Genomic DNA, 24,126 nt, shown 5'->3' on the forward strand with positions numbered 1-24,126 from the left:
TGAATAGTTAGGTTTTTCGTGCGAGATAAAAACAGAGATCCCTTCAATGCATTGGAAGCAAAAACAGAAGCTCAAAAGCTCTCTTTTGCTCCAATCGTATTCCATACAGCCAGAACATTACGTGATATTGGTGTGTTAGCTGCGTTAGATAAAGCGGGCAGTCAAGGCCTTACCGCAGAGCAAATCGCACAAGAAACTGGTGTTTCAGAGTATGGTGTTAAAGTCTTGCTCGATATGGCAATCAGCGCCGATATCGTGTTGTGGGACAAGCCTAACTATTCGCTCGCAAACCTTGGGTTTTTCCTGCTTTATGATGGGATGACCAAAGCGAACATGGATTTTACCGCGGACGTTTGTTACGCCGCGATGATGCACTTAACCGAAGCGATTTTAGAGGGTAAGCCTGCTGGCCTTAAAGAGCTTGGTGAGTGGGAGACGATTTATCAAGGGTTGTCTCAACTGCCTGAACAGGCGAAACAGAGCTGGTTTAATTTCGATCACTTCTATTCCGATCGTTCGTTTCCAGTTTTATTAGAAGAAGTGTTTAAGTCTAGCCCTAAGACGATTGTCGATATTGGTGGTAACACGGGTAAGTGGGCGATGCAGTGCTGTAATCATAACCCTGATGTCGAAGTGACGATCGTTGACCTTCCTCAGCAGCTTGAAATGGCAATGAAGAACGCTGCAGAGCATGGACACTCTGAACGTGTGCATCCTTTTCCGGCCAACATGTTGGATAAACAGCAAGCGCTTCCTGACTCGGCCAATATTTGGTGGATGAGTCAGTTTTTAGATTGTTTCTCTCCTATGGAAATCCTAAGCATTTTGAAGCGAGTGAAGAATCAGCTTCGCGAGGGTGATTCCATCTACATTTTAGAGTTATTCTGGGATGCTCAAAAATACGAAGCGGCGTCTTATAGTTTGAATGCAACTTCGCTCTATTTTACTTGCCTAGCTAATGGCAACAGCCGTTTTTATCGTAGTGATGATTTCCTCGAAATTATCGAAGCTGCAGGGCTTGTCGTAGAAGAGCGAACCGATAATATTGGTCTTGGACACACACTACTAAAATTAAAATAATGATCAGTGGCTAGGGGATACCTGAGGCCAAAGCAGTTGAAGTAATCATGAAAAAAGAAAATACCCAAGTTGTCGTTGTTGGCGCAGGCCCGTCTGGTTCTACTGTTTCTGCCTTGCTACATGCGCAGAACATTGATGTTGTTGTGATTGAAAAATCGCTTTTTCCTCGTTTCTCGATTGGAGAAAGTTTACTTCCTGCCTGTATGGAAGTGGTTGAGCAAGCGGGTATGTTGGAAGCGGTTAATAATTATGGTTTCCAATTTAAAGATGGTGCTGCATTTCGTCGCAACGGGGTTTACACCCAGTTTAATTTTACCGATAAGTTTACTGAAGGCCCAGGAACGACATTCCAAGTTCAGCGTGGCAATTTTGATAAAGTGCTTGCAGACAGTGCGGCGGAACAAGGCGTACCAATTCGTTATCAGCATGAGCTAATTGAACTGGAGTTTGTTGGCGAGCGTTCACTTTTAACGGTTAAGAGTGCACATGGCGAGAACTACCAGATTGAAGCCGATTATGTGCTAGATGCGAGTGGCTTTGGCCGAGTTCTACCACGTATGCTCAATCTTGAGGAGCCGTCATGTTTGCCTCCACGTAAAGCGATCTTCACCCATATAGTGGATAACATTGACCCGCAAGCCATTGAGTACGACCGCGACAAAATACTCATCTCTGTCCACCCAGAGAATAATGACGTTTGGTACTGGCTGATCCCATTTTCAAATGGTGTGTGCTCATTTGGTGTTGTTGGCGAACCATCGTTCTTCGAAAACTACCCAGATGATAAGTTAGCTGCTTTAAAACAAATTGCTAATGAAGAACCAGGCTTAGCGACTTTACTCTCTAATTCAGAGTACCCGAATCCGGTCGGAGAACTAGGGGGCTATTCGGCGAACGTTAAGCATCTCGCGACACCACATTATGCGCTGCTTGGTAACGCAGGGGAGTTCTTAGATCCTGTGTTTTCATCTGGCGTTACGATTGCAATGAAGTCTGCGCAATATGCGGCTGAATGCGTCGTAAAACAGTTAAATGGTGAAGAGGTCGATTGGCAGCAAGAGTATGCCCAGCCTCTAATGGTCGGTGTGAACACGTTCAGGACCTACGTTGAAGGTTGGTACAACGGCATGCTTCAAGATGTGATTTTCTATCAAACGCCAAACCCTAGAATCAAGCAGATGATCAGCTCTATTTTGGCTGGTTATGCTTGGGATCAAGATAACCCATATGTTAAAAACAGTCAGCAACGACTGGCGACGCTCGCTGAACTGGTTCGAGACGATAAAAGCGCATAAAGCTTGATTTGACTCAAGGGAACAATTGGCTAAAACGTGCCTTGCCAACCATACTCTCTCAATATGGGTTATTGCTTGTAATGAGCTAAGGACGGCAGTGTATGAAAAACGAATTAGACCCAACCAAAGTTCTTCAAGCCTATGAAATGGTGATGACTAACGGTTCACCCACCGAACATGGGAAAATATACGAAGGTGTTGAAGCTTATTCTGATTACGATGGCTACAACGTTTACCTCAGAGGTAATGGCGTTGAGCTAAAAGTGGGTTTTCACAATACGTATCATCTTGATTATGACCAAGAGCATCTACGCGACAGTTTTTTAAAGAAAGTCGCGCAACTTGCCAAATGACTAAAGCCCGTACTCTACGCGGGCTTCTTTGTATGGGTTAGACAGTTAAGTTTCGCAGTTTTGGCTCATCACTGAGATATTCAACAAACTCAACTTCAAAGCCTGCTGGGTCAATAAAATAGACATTTTTTCTATACGGCTCGTCAGCCCCTGAAATCGCAATGTCGAAACCGGCTTGAGTTAGCCTTTCTATGACGGCATCAACGCTATTAGTTACATAAGCGAAATGGGCTAGGCCAACTTGGTGACCTGAGAGCTCACGGTTTTCACCCTCGCCATGATCGCTCAATGCCAAATATTGGTAGTCATCACCAAAATGCAGCCAGTTTCTTGGTTTTCCACTCCATTCACCCTGACCTTCAGCACGCACATACCAGTGTGGGAAAGCGGCTTGGTAAAACTTCAGCATCTCTGGAATATCTTTTACGACGAGATTTACATGTTCAAGCTGGATCATAAGTATCTCCTTTTTTCTCTTATCCTTGCCAACACGAATCATGCTAATACCTCAAGTTAAGTTGAGGTAAAGAGTTTTTTTAGTCTATTTTAAAAAAGCCAACAAATAGATTGTCGGCTTTGGTTTCAATTAGGTTGAAAGGGAAGGTCTATTGGCCCTGGATTAACGCCAAACGCCCCAGTCACCGGTAGTCCCTGGTTCTTCGCCCTTTGTCCACCATTGCGCTGTCCACTCTCTACCATTGTGGGTGACAACATCGCCAGTGTTATAGACTGCAGCTTGATCCCATAAATTAACGGGGTCAATTGGTGGGGTATCCCCTTTAATTAGAGATAGGGCATAGCTAAAGGAGTTATCTAGAGCAAAGACTTGGTTGGCGTAAATGTTGTTGGTATCAAACATGTAGTGGTTCATCTCTTGATGCCAAATACCTACGTACCAGTCGCCAGTTTGCTGAGCATTAAATTGATCGGCCATTTCCGCTGGCCAAGTTTGTGTATTGGTGGCTGAAATCGGCAGACTTAAGTCAACAATTTCAGTACCGCTAGCATCAAATGTGCGGAAGCGGATGGTGTCTCCAGCTTCGACAGGGCCAAAACCTTGTGGAACATAGTAGCCAAGTGAAGTGAGATTATTAACAGGATCAGTTGGTTCGCCTGGGTCTGTCGGTGGCGTTGTACCGGTTGACGTTAAAGTGATATCACTACAGTTGTAGAAACCCTCACCCGCCACATCAATACGTTGCCAGCGAGTGTAGAGGATAGCATCTCCCGAGCGGTCAGCTGGGAAGGTGACTTTCATTCGGTAACGTTTCTCTGCATCAACCGCGATGTCACCAGCCGTGTCGATCAGATCTAAATCCGCCCAAGTTAAAGGCTTTGAAAAATCATGATTCGGTTTGGTTAGATAGAACTCCCAGTAAGAAGGGTTGTGAGGTGCTTTGCCGAAGAAGACAAAATCGATTTGATTGTTCTCATCTAACGCGACATTGGTTCTTTGCCAATGCGGCGAAGCAATACTTAAGCCTTTTTTAGCGCCATCGCCAGCCGAGCAGAGTTGGCCGTCTGGTACAATCGCTTGTACATGCGCCATATCGCGATAATTTGGAACGTTCGCAGCGGTCTCGCTACGTTGAACAAATGGGTATGCCCCTGACATATCGTAAGCTGCTTGACAGGCAAGGTTTGGGATTTCATTGGTCCAAAAGCCGCCATCTTCATAACAGATATTCTGACGAGCGTTTGGATACTCTACCCAACCATGAGCAGAAACATTAAATGAACTGATGGCGGCAAGAGTCGTTGCTGCAATCAGAGGGGAGATCACTTTTACTTTCATTATTCATCCTTAAATTTGGCTGATAAATCGTTCAAATAATGGTCATTCAATTATTTGCACAATAAAATTAGCCGGATGAATGCGAATAAATAAAAGCATTTGCGGTGGGGATTGTTAGAGTAAAAGACGCCCCCAAACTATTTTGTCGTACTGCTTCCTAGGCAGCAGAGTCTTACGAGTGACTTCAAATGTTGCTTCAATCGATAAAGAAAGCCCCCGACAACTGAGTCAAGATTATCAGGGGCTTAGGTGTTAGTCTTCTCCGACTAGGCTGGCATCTTCTGAGTAGTCTTCGATGCTGCTAGCGTCAGGTTTTGTGCGACCATTCAATGTATGGAATCGCTTACGACCACGAGCAAGCTGAACATACTTAAGCCAAACTCGTTCTAGCTTTGACTTCGCTTTACCCGGATGAGCAATCACCTTGATGAAGTGTTTCTCTTCCGCGTTTTCAGGCAGCAAATCACCAGACTCCAAGCCCAGCATTGTGTCGCCATAAAGCGTTAGGATTTCTTCCTCAGCCAAAGTAAAATCGCCAGACTTGGCGAAGCCACGTGGAAACTTAGTGTTGTCGTAAAAACGTTTTTTGCCATGACGAAATTGAGTGTCAGACATTTTGGTAGCCTCTATAAAAACCTACATGGGAATCTAGAGCGAAAAGTAGGCGGAAAATTCATAAAAGAAAAACAAAACCTTTTTATCTTCACTATTGAATAGTTTTATTAAATTTAGATAACACTTTAGTGACTTGAAGATTATAAAATTTCGCCGCACTTGCTAATCTTACAAGATCGTCGGTAGAGGAAATCCAATGGACGTAAAAGTCTTTAGAACCTTTTTGGAATTGGCTCAGGTGAGACATTTCGGAAAGGCCGCAGAAAATCTATATATTACTCAGGCGGCTGTCAGTGCGCGTATCAAACAGCTTGAAAGTTACTTTGATACTCAACTGTTTATCCGTGATCGCAACAACATAAAATTGACCTCTTCAGGTGAACGCTTGATTGGCTATGCAGAGGTAATGGTCAGTACACTTCAGCAAGCTAAGTTAGAACTGTCTCTTGAAAGTGGTAAGGCGCTTCAACTGACGTTAGGTGGTACGCCGAACGTGTGGGATGCGTACTTACAAAACTGTTTAAGTTTGGTGACCGATGAATTCGAAGGTTACGGCTTTATGGCTGAGATCATGGGGCGTGAGGCGCTAACACGTAATTTGCATGAACGTACCCTAGATATGGCTTTCGCTTTTGATCAGATTAAAGCAGACGAGCTCAACTGTAAGAAAGTGGCGGACGTGGTACTTATTCTGGTCTCAACGCAGCAAGAAAGCTTGGAAACCGTGTTTCAAGAGAAGTATGTGTATGTCGATTGGGGAACCAAATTTGCGTCTGAACATGCTGAACGACATCCAAAAATTCCAGCCCCTTATCTTCGCACATCAACGGCTCGTATCGCGTTAGATTTCATTCTCGAGAAAGGCGGAAGTGCGTATTTGCCAGCATCATTGGTAGAGCCATTCCTTGCGAGTGGGCAGCTGCATAAAGTCACGGGAGTTGAGGATTGGTATCGCCCTATTTACCTGAGCTATCGTAAAGCGAGCACATCGGTAGAAGCGATCAAGCAAGTTGAAGAACTCGTGAAAACCATCGATCCAGTGACAGCTTACAGTCTTCAACAAATGGCTGATTTACCGGTTGATGAGTAACGCCGTTCTAGCTTTGTAGTTCCATTTAAGCCTCAGTCACTTGAGGCTTAATTTTATTCCCCATCTACTGTCTCGCGTCTATCTATCACCTTGCCACCGTCTACTTCGGGCGCTTGTAAACCAAAATAAATCGTACTGCTTGCGATCACTCTTCATATTTCATGTTACACTAGTTGATATTAGCAACTATATTTTTTAGTTAATCTGGCCGTCGGTGGCCAGATTAGGAAATGAAGATGTCAGAACTCAAAACCTTAGAGAGCATGTTTAAGCTCATGCACATGTGTAAACGTAATGTGCATCGGCAGCTAGAGCAGCTCAATTTAGATATCGCACCAATGCATGTTCGGGTGATTAAAATCATCAACAAAAGAGAAGTGTGTACCGCGATGGATATCGCCACTTGTCTTGACCGAGATAAAGGTCAAGTGACGCGTCTTATCAATACTTTGATTGAGCTGGATTACGTTCAGAAAACGCCAAACCCTGATGATAAACGCAGCCAATGTTTGTTGATTACTGAAAAAGGGCAGGGCGTGATTGAACATATTAAGACGATCGACCGAGCGGTTGCGGACAAGCTGACAGATGGCATTTCTGAACAAGACTTGCAGACATTTGAGCGCATAACCAAAGCGATGTCTGGCAACTTGTGCTGTAAATAAAACGATTGGTTTGACCGACGAAATCGTTGTAATTAATGAAAAGAAGAGTCTTATGACCAAAAAGCAATTTATCGCGCACTATTTGCGTTTAAATCGCACCTCTTATCTGCTTGCGATCGTGTTCATTTTTCTTGTGAACTGGCTACAAGTCGAGATCCCTAGGTATATTCAGTTAGCCATTGATCTGATTGATGACGCCTCAGTATCAGGGCATGAGCAGCTAAAAACTTACGTGGCATTGGTTGTTGTATTGTCAGTGGCGATGATCGGTGTGCGTGTACTCTCTCGAATATACGCACTCAACCCAGGTCGTATTACAGAAGCTGCGTTAAAAAACACCTTATTGAATAAGCTCAATCGCTTGCCGAATAGCTTTCATGCGCAGTTTGCATCAGGACGTCTAATCTCCATCATGAATAATGATCTGCAAGGGGTTCGTTTGATGTTCGGTGTCGGGTTCTTGCAGTTCTTTAATGCATTACTCGCCTTGTCTTTGACACCTATCTGGATGTGGCGAATTTCCCCAGAACTGACGCTTTACTCTGTGATTCCAATCTTGATTGCGTTTGTTATTTTCCGCGTTGGGTTTGTTCGCATGAAAACTCTTCACATGGAGCACATGCGCCGCCTACAAAACCTCTCTGCGCAAATGATGAGTTACTTGTCTGGCATTGATCTAATCAAAAGCCAGCAGATGTCGCCGTGGGTGAGGGCGGAAACGGAAAAACTTAATCAACTGTTGCTTCAATGTCGAATGAAGATTACCCGTATTCAAGTCTTCTTCATGCCTGTTCTGGATTATGCCAACAACTTAATGAAGATCTTAATTTTGGGTCTTGGCGGCTACATGTTGATGAATCAAGAGCTGTCACTGGGCGAGATTACTGCGTTTTTGACCTACTCAGTGCTGCTTGCGATGCCGCTAATGCAGTTAGGCCGAATAGCGACCATCTTTCAGCGAGGTATGGTCGGCATCACAAGTGCGCAGACAATTTTAAACGCTAAAGTGCCAGAGACCGATGAAACTGAGTTAGAGCAGTCGAAAGTGGCAGAGCTAAGAGGGGCGACATTGTCGGTGCGCAACCTAAGCTTTGCTTATAAAGAGGGCGAGCGCCTGATACTGGATGATATTAGCTTCGATATTCCTGCGGGCAAAAAAGTCGGCGTGCTCGGCAGTATTGGTTCGGGTAAAACGACATTGGTCAATTGCTTAAACCACCATTTGGATTTGCCTGAAGGCGCTGTTTACTTAGGTGATAAAGACGTATCGATGTTTTCTCGCAGTGACCTGCGCCGTTATATCAAGACCGTGACGCAAGACCCTTATTTGTTCTCTGCGACTGTGGAAGACAACATCCGATTCGGTAGTCAGGATGCCAATATCGCCAAAGAGCAGGTTGATGAAGTGTTGGAACTGAGTCAATTTGCAGGGGATGTGACCCGCTTTGAAAATGGCGATCAAACCTTGGTAGGCGAGAAAGGCATAATGTTGTCTGGCGGACAAAAACAGCGTCTGAGTATTGCTCGGGCACTATTGGAGCCCGCGGACTTGATCATCATGGATAATGTACTCTCCGCCGTTGATTACGAAACGGAACGTAAGATTCTAGAAGGCCTATTTGAACGCTTAGAAAATCAGTCTGTGCTGGTGGTCTCTCACCGAGTCAACGCGCTCGAATACATGGATGAAATCATCGTACTCAATGAAGGCAAAATCATCGCTAAGGGTGACCATTCGACTCTGCTTAGAACTTGTCCTTATTATCTGGAGACTTGGCAGTTACAGCAGAATGAAACGGAGGCAGCAGCATGTTAAAAGGTGTAGATGTTAAATACCTCAAACACTTCTTCCAGTTTGCCAAGAAGTATAAGCGAACGGCTCTGATCGGCATTGCGATGTTACCGCTGACGGTGGCAACGAGTTTATTGTTCCCTTGGCTTATTATCCAAATCATTGATGTCCATTTGACTAAAGGTGATATGAATGGGCTATTGGAGTATGCCACGTATTTAGTTCTGGTGTTGATCGCAAGCTATATTGTAGACACGACGTACGCTTACAACCTAAGAAAGACGGGGCAATATACGATCACTGATATGCGTTCAGTACTGTTTGAGCGCGTACTGAAATTGCCACGCAGCTATTTCGACAACACGCCAACAGGGGTGACCTTGTCACGCTTGACCAGCGATCTAGAAACCATCGGTGAGTCGTTTGTTCAGTCAGTAGTTGGTTTAGTTAAAGACACACTCAATACCATCGCATTGATCATGATGATGATGTGGATTGATTGGAGATTGACTCTGATTGTTCTTGTTGTAATGCCACCAGTGATGGTTCTGACGGCCTATGTACGTAACCGCCTTCGTGAGCTTCATCTCACGACACGCTCTGCGTTAGCTCGCGGAATTGGTTACCTTCAGGAGGCATTGATTGGGTCGAAAACCGTCCAGTTTTACCGCGCTGAAGCGCAAGTGGAAGCCAAGTTCAAAGGTTACACTGATGAGTTTCTTCATGCTCAGAAGAAGATTAACAAGTACGACGCGATTTTGTTTTCGTTTATTTCGGGTATTACTTCCATCACGATCGCTCTGATGATCTGGTACGGGTCAGAGCAAGTGTTGGAAGGCGCACTGACACTCGGTGTACTGATTGCGTTCATCAATACGTTAGAGAAGGTCTTTGTGCCAATTCGAGACTTTACTTCTCAGATTGCTTCGATTCAAAGTTCATTCGCCGCTTTTGACCACATTGAAGAGTTGTTTGTCGAGCCTACGGAAGAAGAAGGTCGACAATTGCTACCGACTGAGAAGGTCAAAAAGCAGTTAGAAACTTTCGAAAGCTTAGAGTTCAAGAGTGTGAGCTTCCGTTATAAATCGGACATGCCTTACGTGTTAAGAGATGTCTCGTTTGTTTTGGAGAAAGGTCACCAGATTGCCCTTGTTGGATCGACAGGATCTGGCAAATCGACGATTTTGCGTTTGATTTCTAAGACTTATCAAGACTATGAAGGCAGCATCTTGCTGAATGGCATAGAGCTTTCAGATATTTCTGTTGAAGACTCGACGCACTTATTCTCAATGATGATGCAAGACGTTCATCTTTTTGAACAAAGTATTGGTTTCAACATTGCACTTGGCAAAGCCGATATCGACCGTGAGCAAATTGAACAAGCCGCTCGCTATGTGTACGCTGATCGTTTTATCGAGCAGCTTCCGAATAGCTATGATTTCGAACTGGATAAAAACGGTTCGAACCTATCGGTGGGTCAAACACAGCTGATTTCGTTTGCTCGAGCAGTCGCGCAAGGTGGACAAGTTATGATGCTGGATGAGGCGACAAGCTCTGTCGACTCGATCACTGAAGATCTTATTCAAAAAGCGATGCAGCGATTATTCAAAGAGAAAACCGTCATCGCTATTGCTCATAGGCTTAGTACCGTGCGTCACTCAGATACGATTCTTGTACTCGAAAGAGGGGAGATCGTGGAGCAAGGTAACCATCAGGAGCTGGTGGCTCAAAATGGCATTTACGCTGGATTACTTAATGAATCCATTGTTGAGTCGCAACTGACCGCATAAAAACTGAAATAGCTTCGTTTTATCAAAGCCCTAGCTGAATTGCTGGGGCTAGATTACTTCGCTAAGCTTCTTGAAGCGCCATAAGTTAACCGTAAAATACTGGTGAATCTTTGAAATTAACTAAATCTTTGTAGGAGCTCGTGATGAATATTGTCGTCGATAGCCATACACACACAATTGCGAGCGGACACGCTTACAGCACTATTATTGAGAATGCTCAGGCCTCAAAAGATAAGGGGTTAAAACTTCTTTGTACGACTGATCATGCTCCAGAAATGCCAGGTGCCCCCCACTACTGGTTTTTCAACAATCAAAGAGTTTTACCCCGTTTTTTACATGGAGTCGGAATTTTACGAGGCGTAGAGGCCAATACCCTGAATGTGGAAGGCGATTTAGATTTGGCTCCTTCAACATATCAACACCTCGATTGGACGATAGCGAGCTTCCATGAACCTGTGTTTCCGCCGTCAACGGAAGAGGTGCACACTCAAGCGCTCATTAACGTGATTCAAAACGGTAAAGTCGATGTACTTGGTCACTTGGGCAATCCGAACTTTCCATTCGATATTCAAGCCGTATTAGAGTGTGCCAAGGAGCACAATGTGGCGATTGAGGTGAATAACACCTCACTGACAGGTAAAAGCCGTAAGGGAAGTGACGTTCGTTGTTCTGAGATTGTCAGAATAGGCAAAGAGGTCGGAGTCTACTTTACCACCGGTTCAGATGCTCACTTCTGTGAAGAAATAGCACGATTGGATTTAGCCAAAGCTTTGCTCGAAAAGTACGAAGTCGATGAAGAAAAAATCATCTCGACCTCTACTTCACGTTTTCTCAACTTCTTGCTACTGCGTGGCAAAGAGCGAATTGAAGAATTTGAAGAGCTGTATTGATTGCTAATAGCCTCGCACTGTGCGAGGCTTTTTTAGTTTATAGGCTGCAGGGCGTTTCCGTCGTATTCGTAGCAAACGTTTTTGTACACATTCAACGTGTAAGCACTTTCCCCCCAAATGCAAAGTCGATTTGATGTAACGTTATATTTGGCATCAAACTCTTGTCTATCTGAGGCTCCAATAAAATCGTCGGGAAGTGAAATAAAGCGCTGACTTGAAGAGTCGAAAATACTGCCGCACATTGCGCCACCTCCGCAAGGGTAAGTTATTACGAAGTCGTCAGCATTAAAATTAGGCCCTTTCTCATACACTCTTATAAAGGCCTGCTTAAAATCATCAGAGAATTCTTCATTTTCGGTAATATCCGTTATTGAAGCAGAGACATTTCCAGACATGCATCCGTTTAAGCTAAGTAACAATGTAAGCAACAATGCTTTTCTCATTTTGATGCCTTTATTTTAGATTTCAAAAGTACTTGTTTCATTTCTTTAGGAGATATATGAGCCTTGTTTAAACCATCTCCAGAGTAATATGATTCCCCACCTTGTGCTATTCTGTTTTTACTTATCTTTTGCCCCTTTTCCACTCCAGCTGAAGCGAATTCTTTGGCCCAAGCATAGATAGCATCTTCTAATGATCCATCGCTTTCAAGGTAACTAATAATATGTGGTCGCTTAACTCTAATTAGATAATCGTTAAAAATCGTATCTTGTACTGTTTTATTGAACAATTTCTTCTTATCTATATTTAGTTGTTTAATTGCAGCATCCAGCGTACTCGGGATTAGCTGAAACCGTCCAACTGCAAACGCTTCTCTTGTTCTTTGTAATTCTTGGACTTGAACAATAGTCATACTTGTGAGGTCTGTATTATAAAATGAACGCAATCCACCTTTTGTTTTGTTGTAAGCGGAGTAATCATTGTTTGATTCTACATTACCCAAAAATAAACCAAACTCACTATCGGCCCAGTTAACAGTGAGTTGATGGTATCTCCACCCCTCCACAAGTGCTTCATCTAGTCCCAAAATAGTCCCTTGGCCAACAATGCCGTCTGCGGCGCCAACGCTATAGGCTAAATGTGTGGTGTTGGTTGGCTGATAGCTTTCTTGAAACAGTTTGATCTGTCGTTTGGTCGTTGAGCCATAATCACCATCTGCCCCATACTTGCCTAGATCCAACCCTAGTTCTAACAGAGCTTGTTGAATATATTCAACCTCTTGCCCATTTGAACCTTTCTTGTAGGAATGAGATTCACGGTTTGCGAGTTTATCGAGAGTGAGTGATTGTTTAAGCAAGAGGGATTTTAATCTTAAAGCTTCACCCTTTGATTGATCATTTTCGTCGATGGTAAGAATGGCATTCGATACCTCTAAAACTGAACTGATAGAGCTACTTTGATATGGGAACAACACTTCATTTTGCGCATTAAAGGAAGTTTTAACGTTAGATGCAGTGGTATGTTGGCTTGCCACAACGTCGTGCTTATCGATCTCTTCAACGTAAGTGTCATTGGATAAGCACTTTGGCAACTCAGCAGCCTGTCCTGCAAACCCACTGCCGCTTCCAGCACTGCCGCCTGAGTTTAGGTTCACACCTGCGCCGACTAAATGCACTCCAGCAGGGTCTACTTTAAGAAAACTGCCTGCAGCCTTTAGGGTTATTTCAGAGCCAGCCTCAATCACGACTTTGTTACCCGCTTTTATGTGAATCTCAGAGCCAGATTCGTTTACCCACACAGTTCCCGTTTTTAGATGGAGTGAACCCTCAACGATCAAGGTCTGATCTTTAGCGGTATAGTTGCGCTTATCGCCTTCTATAGTTTCGTGGTAATGGCGCTTAACATGACTGAAATTGTTATTTTCAACTACTATGTGTTCATCGTTCTTAATGTGCGTTGTGGAGTCATGACCAATTTCTTTGTCCCAGTCTTTTTGAGCGTGAATAAACACTTGCTCATTGCCGCCTTGGTCGTCAAAGCTTAGTTCGTTGTACCCTTCGCCTTGGTGAGTCTCGCTGCGTAAAACGGTTTTCGTTTTGTGTTCAGGAAGCGGGTAGGGGGGCGTATTGGTCGCGTGGTAAGTTCTACCTGTGATAATCGGCTGATCAGGATCGCCATTAAGAAATTCGACAATGACTTCGTGTCCGACCCTAGGCAGGGCGATGGTTCCATATTGACTGCCTGCCCATGATTGAGATACACGAATCCAACATGAACTGTATTCATCGCCGTTAGAGTACCTATCCCAAGGGAACTGTACTTTAACTCGACCAAATTCATCACAGTATATTTCTTCATTTTCGGGGCCAACAACCGTAGCGATCATCGGTCCATCAACTATGGGTTTCGTTGTTGGTTCTGCTTGCCAGTTATGTTGACTGGGGATGACGGAAAAGCGATTGCTGTACGTTGTCGCGCCAGAGCCGCCTTCCTCTTCCAGTGCTTGAGGTTGGCTGCCTGTGTGATGCACAGAAACGACCAGCCATTCTTGAGCGACTGTTTTATCGAAGTGGTCTTGCACGAAAAATTTAAATCCAGCTTGTAGAGTTGGAACGTCGCTTTTCCCGGTTGCGATGTAAGCTTCTCTTGCTAGGAATTCTGCTCTAACGTGAGAAAAGTGCTTACCAACCTCACTTGATTTGAAGCGACCTGGCGCATCGAAATGTTCATATAGACTTTCATCTGTGCCGCCATGCTTACTGAGTGCTTCCTGTTTAAATGAGTAGCTTGGCTTTTTAAAGCTGTAATCTTTTAGCACTGCGCTGGTTGAAGTATTGGATTTAGCAACCTCAAAATGCGAGATAAAAGGGACTTCAGCGTTACCGCCGCTTAACGCGTTGTACAAAATGGGATCAGGTAAGGAGGGAAGCTGAGCACTCGAATCACAAAACAGTAATGTGTACTTTCCTTGGCTAAAAATAAAGCTGTAAATCAGCCCCTCTTCAGCCGCAAGGCGATGTAAAAAGTCTAAGTCGGTCTCTCGATACTGAACGCAAAACTCCCTTTGAGAAAAGTCGGTTTTGGTTGAGAAAGCAAAGTCATTAATATTCATCTCTTTTAGCAAAATAGAGATAATTTCAGGGACTGTTTTTTGCTGAAAGAGACGACAATTTTGTCGCAGAGACAGGCGCTCTAACGCTGGCGTTAACGTTAATCCATAAAAGGTATAGTGATGGCCAGTATCTCCCGTAGAAAAGCTGCGAACGATACCTTCGATGCGTTGGCTAATTTCTCCGTTCCGATAGAGAGTCAATTGAACATTTTTTTCGAGAATATCATCGGGGTTGATAAAAGGGTCTCGGCTTGCGAGTTGCACATCATAGCGATACCCATTGCATTGGACACGGTCACTAGAAGATTGCTGTGAGATTGAACTGGTACCATCGAACTCTCTGACGACAAAGGTATCTGGATTGAGTCCATCTACGGTAAGGGTGAAGTGTAGAGTTGGCATTAACGAGATCCTACGGCTTGGACAAAACGACAAAGACCCACCAAAAGGGTGGGCCTAAGGTAAAAGCGACTAGGCTTCGATAGGTTTACGCCAGTCGTCCGAACCAGATGTACCTGCGTTAACATGATCCCATGTGATCTTACGGTAAGACATCGACACCGTTAGGTTTTGCGTAAAGTCAGCCATTGATGGGTCTTGGCAATGTGGCATTTCACAATGGATATCTACGATTGATGCGTTTTCTAGCTTAGTCGTGAAGAAGTTTTCTTGTTTGCCTTCGATAGACGTGCGGTACCACTTGAGCTCAACTGTCTTCATTTTTTCGCCTGAAGAAAGTGCGTTGTATAGCAGAGGAACCGCTTTGTTTAGAGAAACCGTAAATTTGAACGGCTTATGGACACGTTGACCTGAAGGTTGGCCTGACTGTGGATCGGTTGGCACAGTCACAACATGGTCGAACTTTTGTACTAGCATTTCATCTTCATGACCTTCTACAAAAGAATCACCGATAGAGTCAGCAGTACATGCGCCTGCAGTGATTAGGCCCTGGGTTTCACCGTCGATAGAGATATAACATGGAGTTGGCATAACAATCCTTTCCTTTAGTGTGTTTAACATGTGAATGTACTGACTAAAGGGCAAGTGCCATGCCTAAAATATAATTTTTAATAAAAACAGGTGCTTAGTTGTTTTTTGTTAGATGAGGCAAGCAATAATCTACCTACCATAAACAAAAAACGGTGTGCCAAAATTTGCTCGGGCAAATTTTTAGGCCTTCTTCTTTAGAGCGTTCGCTGTTTTACTTCCAAATACATTGATTAGAGCGCCAGTCACGATCAAGCCACCACCAAGGTAGGTCCAAATTGAAGGGATTTCATTGAATAGCCATACGCCGAGCAACGCAGAGAATACAATCTGAACATAAGAGTAGGCCGATGCCTGACCTGCCGACTGGGTCTGCATTGCTTTGGTTAATCCGTACTGACCAATCTGAGTAAAAATACCCACCAAAACAAGCACAAAGGTTAAGTAGACGCTTGGCCATACAAAGTCATTCCACATTAACGCGATGGACGTAGGCAGGGCTACAAGCGGGAAGTAGAATATGATCACCGAACTGTCCTCTGTGCGACTCAGCTTTCTCACAATGACATAAGCGATAGAGCTACCCAGCGCACCTAGCAAAGCAGTCGTGATACTGAACAGAGGTAAGTCGTAGTTTACGTTGCTGTTGATACTTGGTTGCACCATTACCAGTAATCCCGCCAGACAAAAAGCGATACATACCATAGTGGATTTCTGGATCTTCTCTTTCAAGAACAGCAAACCGAGCAGCGCCGTGAAGACAGGGTGAACGTATTGCAATATGGTCGCTTCGGCCAATGGCAGCGTGGTCACAGAGTAGTATACGCACATAAGGGCCATTGTGCCGATTGTGCCGCGAGCAAAGAGTAAGCGTTTATTATTGCCCCAAACGGAGATCCCTTTTCGTTTCACATCCACATAACTGATGATAAGAGACACCAACGCACGTGCAGCGACAATTTCAAAGACTGGAATGCCGTAAGTGCTTACGTACTTCACACACGCAGACATTAATGCAAAGCCCAAAGCTGAGAGAAGCATAAAGCGAATGCCAACAGGAATTTGGCTAAAAGAGAGTTGTGCAAAAGGCATGATATTTTTCAAGTACGGGAACAGTGGGCGACATGATGGCACTAGCGTTACTTAGGTTCAATCATGTTGACCTTAAAAACAAAATAAGATGAGCAAATGGACTCATCTTATTTTTAGTTTGTTTATCAAGAGAGGCGTTAATTCGTCGCTTGAATGTATTGTGCTTTGGTTAAGCCATAATAGAGTTTGTCGTCAAACCCTTCCGGCATTTTGTAGTAGTCAGATTGTCGCCCCTCTTGGACGTAGCCACATTTTTCGAGCGTTTTGTAGGAGCCGATATTGGAAGCGTAGCAGTCTGCGCTGACTTTATGGGCATTGAGTTCTTTAAAGCCGATCGCCGTCATTAGCTGACAAGCTTGAGTGGCGATCCCTTGTCCCCATGCGTGTGAAGCAAGTTGGTAACCCACTTCGTAGTTTCCAGTATGGAACATGACTTGGGTCACGGCGGTCATTCCCATGTACTTGCCATTTTGGTCTCGAATGATAAATGTTGGGTTATCTGGCCAGACTTTGTCTTTTATTGATTGAGCTGTATTTTCAATGATTGGGTCAAAGAACCCATGATATAAACTGTCATCGGCAGGAGCGAAAAATAGGAACTTGTTTACCTTGTCGTCCCCCAACATTTCGATGATATCTTTTAAGTCATCCGTTTGAATCAAACGAATTGTAAGCTCGTCGCCAAATGGGATAGGTTGACCTTGTCTTAATTGTTCGTATGTCATGTGTTACCTCATAATGTTGACGGCATATTAGCGCCTAGCTTTGGCGAACGATTGGATTTTTGCGACAACTTTTACTCAAAGTCCCCATAAATGTCGATGGTCAGATCGCGTTGCTTGAGATAACTTGCTGGCGTTTTCTTTAATTGCTGCTTGAGTTGACGAATGAGATGAGATTGATCGCTAAACCCGTAGCGCTGAGAGAATTCGGCCCAGTCGATTGGCTTATTGTGCTGATAGAGATCGAGCACGATGTTCTCAAGGTTCATCATCATCTGAAACTTCTTTATCGTCAATCCAGTCACCAGCCTGAAATTACGCTCTAAGGTTCGTCTTGAGCATGCACAGAGCTCTGCGAGCGTTTCTATATCACAGTCACTACTTCCGCTTTCTAATATTCCAATTGCTTGATGAGTGGATTGATAAGCGCGATCGCCAACAGTTGGTAGTTTGATGTTATTAACAAGGCCTTGAATGCGATTTATGATCGCTTGCCTGTCCGACTGTTCAATAAGCTCATCTTTTTGCTGCGCGGGGAAAAGGGTATCTAGCCATGTGTCCCAACCAATGTGATTGGCCTTATCAGATGAGTTTTTGTGGAGTAAATAGAGTGCTTCAGGGCGAAGCGTAATGCCGATACGCTTTAACGGTGCAGAATCTTCAAGCGTAAGAATCTGCTCGCTTGCTGTAAGTAAATGGCAACCTAGACCAGAATAGTCTCCGTTGTCTCCATAGTAACGATAGGCCTGCGCTGATGGCGATAGGATAATGTGTGCTCTAGGGTTTGGGATAAGCTTTGGCAATGACTCAATCTCTTCATCTTTTTCGACTTCTAAATACCAAATCTGATGGACAAGCCATTCATATCCGGGAAGAGACTGTTTCCAAGTGATCATTAAGCATCCAACTATTTACTGTTGACCATTTATTGTAGAGGTTCGTCCTCTGAATGATAGAGGATATTTGACTATATTGAGATATTTACTCATCAACCGTTCAGGGTTAGATTGGCATCAAATAACAATTCTAAGGACAGATAATGAGTATTGAGTTAAAGCAGCGCTGCCACACCCATCTACCAGGAAATAGAGAAGATACGCCCGCTGAGCACTTTGCCAAAATGGCCAAATGGTGTGAAGAGCATGATGTGGCCCACGATGTCTACGGTGATGGAGACACAATACAAGCGTTTGAACAGAAGGTAGCTGAGCTTTTGGGTTTTGAAGCGGGTCTGTTTGTGGTGACAGGGACAATGACTCAACCGACCGTGTTGGATCTTGTTGGTAGAAAAAAGAGAAACCCCGTTGTCGCGATGCACCCTTCGAGCCACATTTGCGTGCATGAAAAGCAAAACTACCAACTGCAAGAGCGCTTTAAGATCCTCCCTTTAGGCAACCCATACCAAACTTGGAAGCTAGACGATCTTAAAGCTTGGCCTGACGAGATAGCAGCGGTGCTTTACGAGTTACCCATGAGAGAAATTGGTGGTCAACTTCCAGAATGGGATGATCTTGAAGCGATCAAAACTTACTGCGGTGAGCAAGATATTCATCTCCACATGGATGGCGCACGCCTATGGGAAACAGCTGCGTACTACCAAAAAGAGTATCGTGATATTGCCCAAGGTTTTGATACGGCGTATGTGTCGTTATACAAGGGGATTGGTGGCCTAGGTGGCTCTATGCTGCTTGGTTCAAAAGATTTCGTTGCAGAAGCGTCGGTATGGATGAAACGACAAGGTGGTAACCTATATCATCGAACGCCTTATATCGTTTCCTCGGCGATGCAGTTCGATAAGCGGCTAGCGCAAATGCCTAAATTGTTTGAGCGAACTCAGCAGGTGTACCAAATCTTAGAAGAGTACCCTCAGCTGACGCCAAACCCGACTCAGCCACAGGCCAATATGTTCCATCTTATACTGCCATGCAGTCAGCCTAAGGCGTTGGAGATTCAGCGCTACTTTGCATTGGAAAAAGGGATCTGGTTTGGCAATCCTCAAGTGACCGCACATCCTAATCAAAGTGTGGTTGAATGGTATGTCGGAGACAATTTACTGGATTTGGAAGATAACCAATTACGCGCTTTCTTTGCTGAGCTACTTGAAAAAGCGGTCAGTTGATACCAAATATAAGTCAATGAAACGTTCGGCGTTTGGTCGAATCATACTGAATGACATTAAGGTAATACGATGAATCCAATTCTTGCACTATTGAAAGAGAACAACATCAACGATGCACAAATCAATGAGCTTTTTCAAACGCTAACAGAAAACCCGCTAGCTGCAATGGCAACAATTGGTCAGCTTGGCTTGCCGCAAGAGCAGCTTCAGCTTCTAATGGGTCAAGTCATGCAAAACCCTGCGCTGATTAAAGAAGCCGTAGAAGAGCTAGGCTTAGATTTCTCTAAAGTTGAAGAAGCGAAAGAGAAGCTGCAAAATCAGCAGCAGTAAGATTAGAGTCAGATCGTAAAAGCTCAGGTGAGGAAACTTGCCTGAGCTTTTTTATTGCTATGAAAGTGCAATCAGTAACCAATCTGGTATAGCGAAACATGCTGAGATTGTGATGGCGGCAAAAACGAGCAATCCATAATGACTGGCTTTCGGTTTAATGAACAATGAGCGTTGGTTGGCAACAAAATCTTGTTGTTCTTGGGTTAGGTTGCCCATCATCAAGCTAAATACCACTCCAAATAGTAAGAACACGATCGTGCCAATTGGGGCATACCACGGCCAAGCGATATCGGCGGTTCGACAAACATACACAGCAATAACACTAGCAATGCTGCCTGCGATCATCCCTTTCTCATTTGCTTTGTGGATGAAAAGACCCAAAACAAAAGATCCTAAGCGAATCCCCACAAATATAGAGGTCAGACTCGCGATGGTTTTGAGTACGGATTCGTTGGAGACAGCCATTAGAGCAGGGGCAATCACTGAAGCGGCCGCAACCAGACTCATTTTTCGAGCAACGCCCTCGTAGTGGGCATCTTCTCTGTTGGTTTTAATAAAGCGCTTATAGATGTCAAACGTAGCCACTGTCGCCATGGAATTATATGTGGAATCCAACGTCGACATCGCCGCAGCTGCTAACGCCGAGATGACCAGTCCGACCACAATTGGGTTGGTATGATTAAAGACGAAATCGAGTATCACTTCATTACTGTTTGCGATAGTGGTGTTTTGATAAAACATAGCCAACAGAACACCGACGATGCCGTAGAACAGGTAAACAAAGAAAGCACCATAACCGACGACCAACATCGACTTCTGAGCAGTATCAACACAGCGCGTTGCCAATGTTCGTTGGATGATCAACTGATTGGTGCCGTAAACACTCAAATGGAGAAAGCTAACCGCAACCACTCCGGCCCAAAGGGAAGTATCAATACCAAGATCAAATTGCAGATTAATAATATTAAGATGGTGGCTGTCTAGCGCTGTGGGATCGCCAACCTTGCCCAATAATATTATGAAGATTGCGACGCTACCTAAGATCAGTACTACCGACTGCAACATGTCAGTCCAAATCACCGTCGAAATGCCGCCAGCGTAGGTGTATACGGCAGTAAATAGACTAATACAGATGATCGCCTCAGAGATCGTGAGTGGCAACACCTGTATTAGAATCAAAGCGATCGCATAAAGGATCACTCCAGCCGAAATACATTGAACAACAATGAACACGATCGAGTTAATGGTTCTTGCTACTACGCCAAACCTTAATTCTAGGTACTCATAAATCGACGTTAGTTTGAGTTTGTAAAAGACAGGAACAAAGAACACCACAGAGAAGAAAATAACGATGGGGTAGTTAAGATGAACGCTCATCGCTTCCATACCCGAGCTATATACCCAGCCAGGCATACCGACGAACGTCATTGCACTCACATACGTCGCTAGAATAGACACTCCCGCCGTGAACCAACCAAATTGTTTACCTCCTGTAGAGAAATCCCCACCTGTGTTGAAGCGTCGATTCACAAGGTAACTGATTGTCAGGGTTGCTATGACGTATAGCGCTATAACAACAAGGCTTGAGTACGTAACCATTTTGGTGCAATTCCGTGGATATGTCTTTAAAACGCCTTTGATACTACCTTAGTTCGGTTAACAATTAGACTTTCAGCTGACTAACTGTGAACTTTGTCACCAGAAGAATGGGCTAAGAGTTACCTAAAGAACGAACAGGTCGTGATATTGGTGATCCAGATCACCAATATGCATAAAATGGGTGCGTATTCATTTTTGATTTGAGTAGGATCACAGAACGGATCGAGTGAAAGACCTTAGTATTATCCGGTCATTAGAATTCGGATCGGAAAGATCTTAGTTGTCTTTCTTCTCAAGATGGAACTATAAATAATTGAAAATAGAGGTTTATTGGTAATGAACGCTAAAAAACACATGAGCGATGTACCAATGTTTCAACGTGTAGCAGCGTATCTAGCCATCTTGGTTGGTTACTTCTTTTACTGTTATAACTTTGTAATTATTGACTACGTACGCCCTTACATTGTTGAAGCTTATGACGGCATTTCACTAGCGGATACAGCACAATTTTATACGTGGCAGTCTATTGGTGCACTTATCGGTGCGCTTAGCTGTGCATGGTTTGCTTCCAACTTCGGCAAGAAACCAACCCTTATCGCTATCACGGCGTTAAATGGCGGCGCAACGATCATCAATATGATGTTTACCGACTACGCAACGTGGGCTGCGATGCGTCTTATCATCGGTCTATCTCTTGGTGGTTACTTTACCGTTGCTGTAAGCCTCATGATTGGTCTATTTACTCCAACTGTACGCGGTAAACTCACAGCATTCGCGTCATCTATGTTCTCCGTTGCTCTAATGGTGATGGGCGCATACGCAGCGTTCTTGTCCGAGATCGATGCGCCATGGCAAAGCCTAATGTGGGTTGGCGGTGTTCCACCACTGGCGGCAGCGGTTGTTATGATCTTCATATTACCTTCTGACAAGAAAGTGATTGCTTACGGTGAAGAAGAGCAAGCAGAACAAGAGAAAACCGCTGAAGCGCCTGTGAAGAAGGGCTCTTGGGGTGAAATGTTGAGCGCGCCTTACCGCAAGCTAACTATCACATGTCTACTACTAGCAGGCCTAAACTTCTACGGCTACCAATTCTTCTCTGGCTTCGTAACGACATACCTGAAAGAAGTGCGTGAGTTTGATGGTGCGACAATCGGTATTATCTTCTCAATCTCAGCATTTGGCTCACTTTTTGGTGCTTGGGTTTGGGGTGCAATCGCAGACAAATTCGGCCGTAAAGTGAACGCGTTTGGTTTCATTCTGGCGGGCATCATGGCTTCGGTGTTCTTTGTCGCGCCAAGCGATGTAATGATTGGCAGCTTAAACATGCTGGCTCTGCTTGGTCTAATCTACAACTTCGGTCTGTCAGCTTCTGCAGTATGGGGTGGTTACTTCTCAGAACTGTTCCCTGCACACCTACGTAGCTTCGGTGCTGCGCTATTCCACGGCGGTCGTATTATCGGCATGTGGGCACCAATGGTTCTTATCTTCATTCAAGAGCGTAGCGACCTTGCGACAGCAATGTGGGGTTCACCGATTGTATGGATTGTGGCTGGTCTTCTGTGGCTATCACTGCCAGAAACACTCAAAGGCGGCATCTTCTACAAGAAGAATAAACAAGCTCAAGCAGCACACGCTTAATCTAAATGGCTGGTGGGTTTCCATCAGCCAGACTCAATTCCTCCTGTTCCAACACCCACAGCTTAAGAGCGTATGGGTGATTAAATAAAAGAGATAACATCATGGCTAAATACCAAGAAGCAAAATGCATTGTTCGCGAGTACTTCGACGCAATGGAAAACGCGACACATGAGAATGTTGCAGAAGTTCTAAAGTCATTTACGTCTGAAGATTACCTATGGCGTGGCGTGTACCCGTTCCGTGAACAAGAAGGCGCGCAAGCAGCGGCTGACGTTTTCTGGTCACCAATCATGAAGTCAATGACTCGAATGCAACGTCGTCAAGACATCTTCATCGGTGGTAACAACGAAATCAACCCAGATGAGATTTGGGTAATGAGTATGGGTCATTTCATGGGTCTATTCGATGCGGAATACCTAGGTATGCGTCCAACAGGCAAGATCATGAACATCCGTTACGCAGAATTTAACTGTGTGGAAAACGGCAAGATCACCAAGACAGGTCTGTTCCTAGATCTACTTGGCGTTATGGATCAAGCGGGTTGCTACCCATTGCCACCATCAACGGGTAAGCACTTTACATACCCAGGCCCTCGTAACCATGACGGTCTACTGTTCGAAGATGCAGCGCCAGAAGAAGGCCAAGCAACATTGGCTCTTGTGAACAAGATGGTCGATGATCTATCTGCGCTTAACGACAGCGGCGCGATGGGCTGCCCACCAGAAGTGTTAGAGAAGAGCTGGTCTAAAGACATGATCTGGTATGGCCCATGTGGTATTGGCGCATCTTACACGATCCCTCGTTACCAACAGCAGCATCAACTACCTTTCCGTAACAACCTAAAAGATAAGAAGTTCAACGGCCACGTTTGTCGTTTCGCGGAAGGCAACTTCTCTTGTTTCTTCGGTTGGCCAAACCTATCTAATACACCAATCGGTGGTTTCCTAGGTATGCCTGGTGGTGAAATTCGCGCAGATATGCAAGTGGTTGACGTTTACTATCGTGACAACGATAAACTGTCTGAAAACTGGGTTCTTATCGACCTACCTTACTGGCTTAAACAGCAAGGCTTAGATGTGTTTGAGCGTACATCAACCATCATGAACCCGTCATACTAATCATTTTGCTAGATTTGATTTTTATGCAAGCCAACCCAATTGAGGGTTGGCTTTTTTGTGGGTTATCCCAAAATAGCGGGTTATCTCTTTATATCAAAAGCACT

The 24,126-nt window shown here is 44.4% G+C and carries 22 protein-coding genes; 12 read left to right on the plus strand and 10 right to left on the minus strand.

Translation table 11 applies throughout. From position 1 onward, the window contains the following. The first annotated feature begins 18 nt into the window (after positions 1 to 18). The 3 genes from F0231_RS03235 (at position 19) to F0231_RS03245 (ending at position 2,728) form a co-directional block, all read left to right on the plus strand. Positions 19 to 1,080, plus strand: coding sequence for a methyltransferase (locus tag F0231_RS03235; RefSeq protein ID WP_171758272.1), 1,062 nt, complete (start codon positions 19 to 21; stop codon positions 1,078 to 1,080). A gap of 47 nt (positions 1,081 to 1,127) precedes the next feature. Next, the gene (locus tag F0231_RS03240; protein WP_171758273.1) at positions 1,128 to 2,375 is read left to right on the plus strand and encodes an NAD(P)/FAD-dependent oxidoreductase; all 1,248 of its coding nucleotides are present in this window, start codon (positions 1,128 to 1,130) and stop codon (positions 2,373 to 2,375) included. Positions 2,376 to 2,476: 101 nt separating this feature from the next. Beyond that, on the plus strand, positions 2,477 to 2,728 hold the full coding sequence (locus F0231_RS03245; RefSeq protein WP_171758274.1) for a DUF3081 domain-containing protein: 252 nt from the start codon (positions 2,477 to 2,479) through the stop codon (positions 2,726 to 2,728). Positions 2,729 to 2,765: 37 nt separating this feature from the next. On the opposite strand, the gene F0231_RS03250 is transcribed toward F0231_RS03245, so the two are convergent. The 3 genes from F0231_RS03250 to F0231_RS03260 all read right to left on the minus strand — a co-directional run bounded on the left by F0231_RS03250 (position 2,766) and on the right by F0231_RS03260 (position 5,138). Beyond that, positions 2,766 to 3,185: a VOC family protein gene (locus F0231_RS03250; protein ID WP_171758275.1), complete on the minus strand. Its 420-nt coding sequence runs from the start codon at positions 3,183 to 3,185 to the stop codon at positions 2,766 to 2,768. 162 nt (positions 3,186 to 3,347) lie between these two features. Beyond that, the gene (locus F0231_RS03255; protein WP_171758276.1) at positions 3,348 to 4,523 is read right to left on the minus strand and encodes a lytic polysaccharide monooxygenase; all 1,176 of its coding nucleotides are present in this window, start codon (positions 4,521 to 4,523) and stop codon (positions 3,348 to 3,350) included. A gap of 252 nt (positions 4,524 to 4,775) precedes the next feature. Then, complete coding sequence (locus tag F0231_RS03260; protein ID WP_171758277.1) at positions 4,776 to 5,138, minus strand: DUF413 domain-containing protein; 363 nt, start codon at positions 5,136 to 5,138, stop codon at positions 4,776 to 4,778. A gap of 196 nt (positions 5,139 to 5,334) precedes the next feature. Here F0231_RS03260 and F0231_RS03265 point away from each other — a divergent pair, with 196 nt between their 5' ends. From F0231_RS03265 to F0231_RS03285, 5 genes are all read left to right on the plus strand, one after another. Next, complete coding sequence (locus F0231_RS03265; protein WP_171758278.1) at positions 5,335 to 6,228, plus strand: LysR family transcriptional regulator; 894 nt, start codon at positions 5,335 to 5,337, stop codon at positions 6,226 to 6,228. 236 nt (positions 6,229 to 6,464) lie between these two features. Then, positions 6,465 to 6,893 carry a MarR family winged helix-turn-helix transcriptional regulator gene (locus F0231_RS03270; protein ID WP_171758279.1) on the plus strand — a complete coding sequence of 143 codons (429 nt, stop codon included), beginning with the start codon at positions 6,465 to 6,467 and terminating at the stop codon, positions 6,891 to 6,893. A gap of 52 nt (positions 6,894 to 6,945) precedes the next feature. Further along, positions 6,946 to 8,709, plus strand: coding sequence for an ABC transporter ATP-binding protein (locus F0231_RS03275; RefSeq protein ID WP_171758280.1), 1,764 nt, complete (start codon positions 6,946 to 6,948; stop codon positions 8,707 to 8,709). Continuing rightward, positions 8,703 to 10,475: an ABC transporter ATP-binding protein gene (locus F0231_RS03280; RefSeq protein ID WP_171758281.1), complete on the plus strand. Its 1,773-nt coding sequence runs from the start codon at positions 8,703 to 8,705 to the stop codon at positions 10,473 to 10,475. Before F0231_RS03275 ends, F0231_RS03280 begins: the two co-directional genes overlap by 7 nt. 143 nt (positions 10,476 to 10,618) lie before the next feature. After that, positions 10,619 to 11,365 carry a phosphatase gene (locus F0231_RS03285; protein ID WP_171758282.1) on the plus strand — a complete coding sequence of 249 codons (747 nt, stop codon included), beginning with the start codon at positions 10,619 to 10,621 and terminating at the stop codon, positions 11,363 to 11,365. Between the two features lie 32 nt (positions 11,366 to 11,397). Here the strand turns inward: F0231_RS03285 and F0231_RS03290 are convergent, their stop codons facing one another. The 6 genes from F0231_RS03290 to F0231_RS03315 form a co-directional block, all read right to left on the minus strand. Then, positions 11,398 to 11,808 carry a hypothetical protein gene (locus F0231_RS03290; RefSeq protein ID WP_171758283.1) on the minus strand — a complete coding sequence of 137 codons (411 nt, stop codon included), beginning with the start codon at positions 11,806 to 11,808 and terminating at the stop codon, positions 11,398 to 11,400. After that, on the minus strand, positions 11,805 to 14,819 hold the full coding sequence (gene tssI, locus F0231_RS03295; protein ID WP_171758284.1) for a type VI secretion system tip protein TssI/VgrG: 3,015 nt from the start codon (positions 14,817 to 14,819) through the stop codon (positions 11,805 to 11,807). The genes F0231_RS03290 and tssI overlap by 4 nt, the downstream gene beginning before the upstream one ends. 69 nt (positions 14,820 to 14,888) lie before the next feature. Then, the gene (gene hcp-2 / locus F0231_RS03300) at positions 14,889 to 15,407 is read right to left on the minus strand and encodes a type VI secretion system effector Hcp-2 (protein WP_171758285.1); all 519 of its coding nucleotides are present in this window, start codon (positions 15,405 to 15,407) and stop codon (positions 14,889 to 14,891) included. Between the two features lie 180 nt (positions 15,408 to 15,587). Next, complete coding sequence (locus F0231_RS03305; RefSeq protein WP_253825711.1) at positions 15,588 to 16,496, minus strand: DMT family transporter; 909 nt, start codon at positions 16,494 to 16,496, stop codon at positions 15,588 to 15,590. A 137-nt stretch (positions 16,497 to 16,633) separates the two neighbouring features. Then, positions 16,634 to 17,221 carry a GNAT family N-acetyltransferase gene (locus F0231_RS03310; RefSeq protein WP_171758286.1) on the minus strand — a complete coding sequence of 196 codons (588 nt, stop codon included), beginning with the start codon at positions 17,219 to 17,221 and terminating at the stop codon, positions 16,634 to 16,636. 71 nt (positions 17,222 to 17,292) lie between these two features. After that, the gene (locus F0231_RS03315) at positions 17,293 to 18,114 is read right to left on the minus strand and encodes a helix-turn-helix transcriptional regulator (protein WP_171758287.1); all 822 of its coding nucleotides are present in this window, start codon (positions 18,112 to 18,114) and stop codon (positions 17,293 to 17,295) included. Between the two features lie 143 nt (positions 18,115 to 18,257). Between F0231_RS03315 and F0231_RS03320 the strand changes: the two genes are divergently transcribed. Next, positions 18,258 to 19,337, plus strand: a complete 1,080-nt coding sequence (locus F0231_RS03320) for a low specificity L-threonine aldolase (protein ID WP_171758288.1) — start codon at positions 18,258 to 18,260, stop codon at positions 19,335 to 19,337. 69 nt (positions 19,338 to 19,406) lie between these two features. Beyond that, positions 19,407 to 19,667, plus strand: coding sequence for a DUF2999 family protein (locus F0231_RS03325; protein WP_171758289.1), 261 nt, complete (start codon positions 19,407 to 19,409; stop codon positions 19,665 to 19,667). A gap of 57 nt (positions 19,668 to 19,724) precedes the next feature. Here the strand turns inward: F0231_RS03325 and F0231_RS03330 are convergent, their stop codons facing one another. After that, entirely contained in the window at positions 19,725 to 21,266 is a 1,542-nt protein-coding gene (locus tag F0231_RS03330; protein WP_171758290.1) for a sodium/solute symporter, read from the minus strand. A 336-nt stretch (positions 21,267 to 21,602) separates the two neighbouring features. On the opposite strand from F0231_RS03330, the gene F0231_RS03335 reads away from it, so the two are divergent. Then, positions 21,603 to 22,904: an MFS transporter gene (locus F0231_RS03335; protein WP_171758291.1), complete on the plus strand. Its 1,302-nt coding sequence runs from the start codon at positions 21,603 to 21,605 to the stop codon at positions 22,902 to 22,904. A gap of 101 nt (positions 22,905 to 23,005) precedes the next feature. After that, positions 23,006 to 24,022: a nuclear transport factor 2 family protein gene (locus F0231_RS03340; RefSeq protein ID WP_171758292.1), complete on the plus strand. Its 1,017-nt coding sequence runs from the start codon at positions 23,006 to 23,008 to the stop codon at positions 24,020 to 24,022. Positions 24,023 to 24,126: the final 104 nt, after the last annotated feature.

It is taken from the genome of Vibrio sp. RE86, assembly GCF_013114545.1.
In the GTDB taxonomy this organism is placed as follows: Bacteria; Pseudomonadota; Gammaproteobacteria; order Enterobacterales; family Vibrionaceae; genus Vibrio.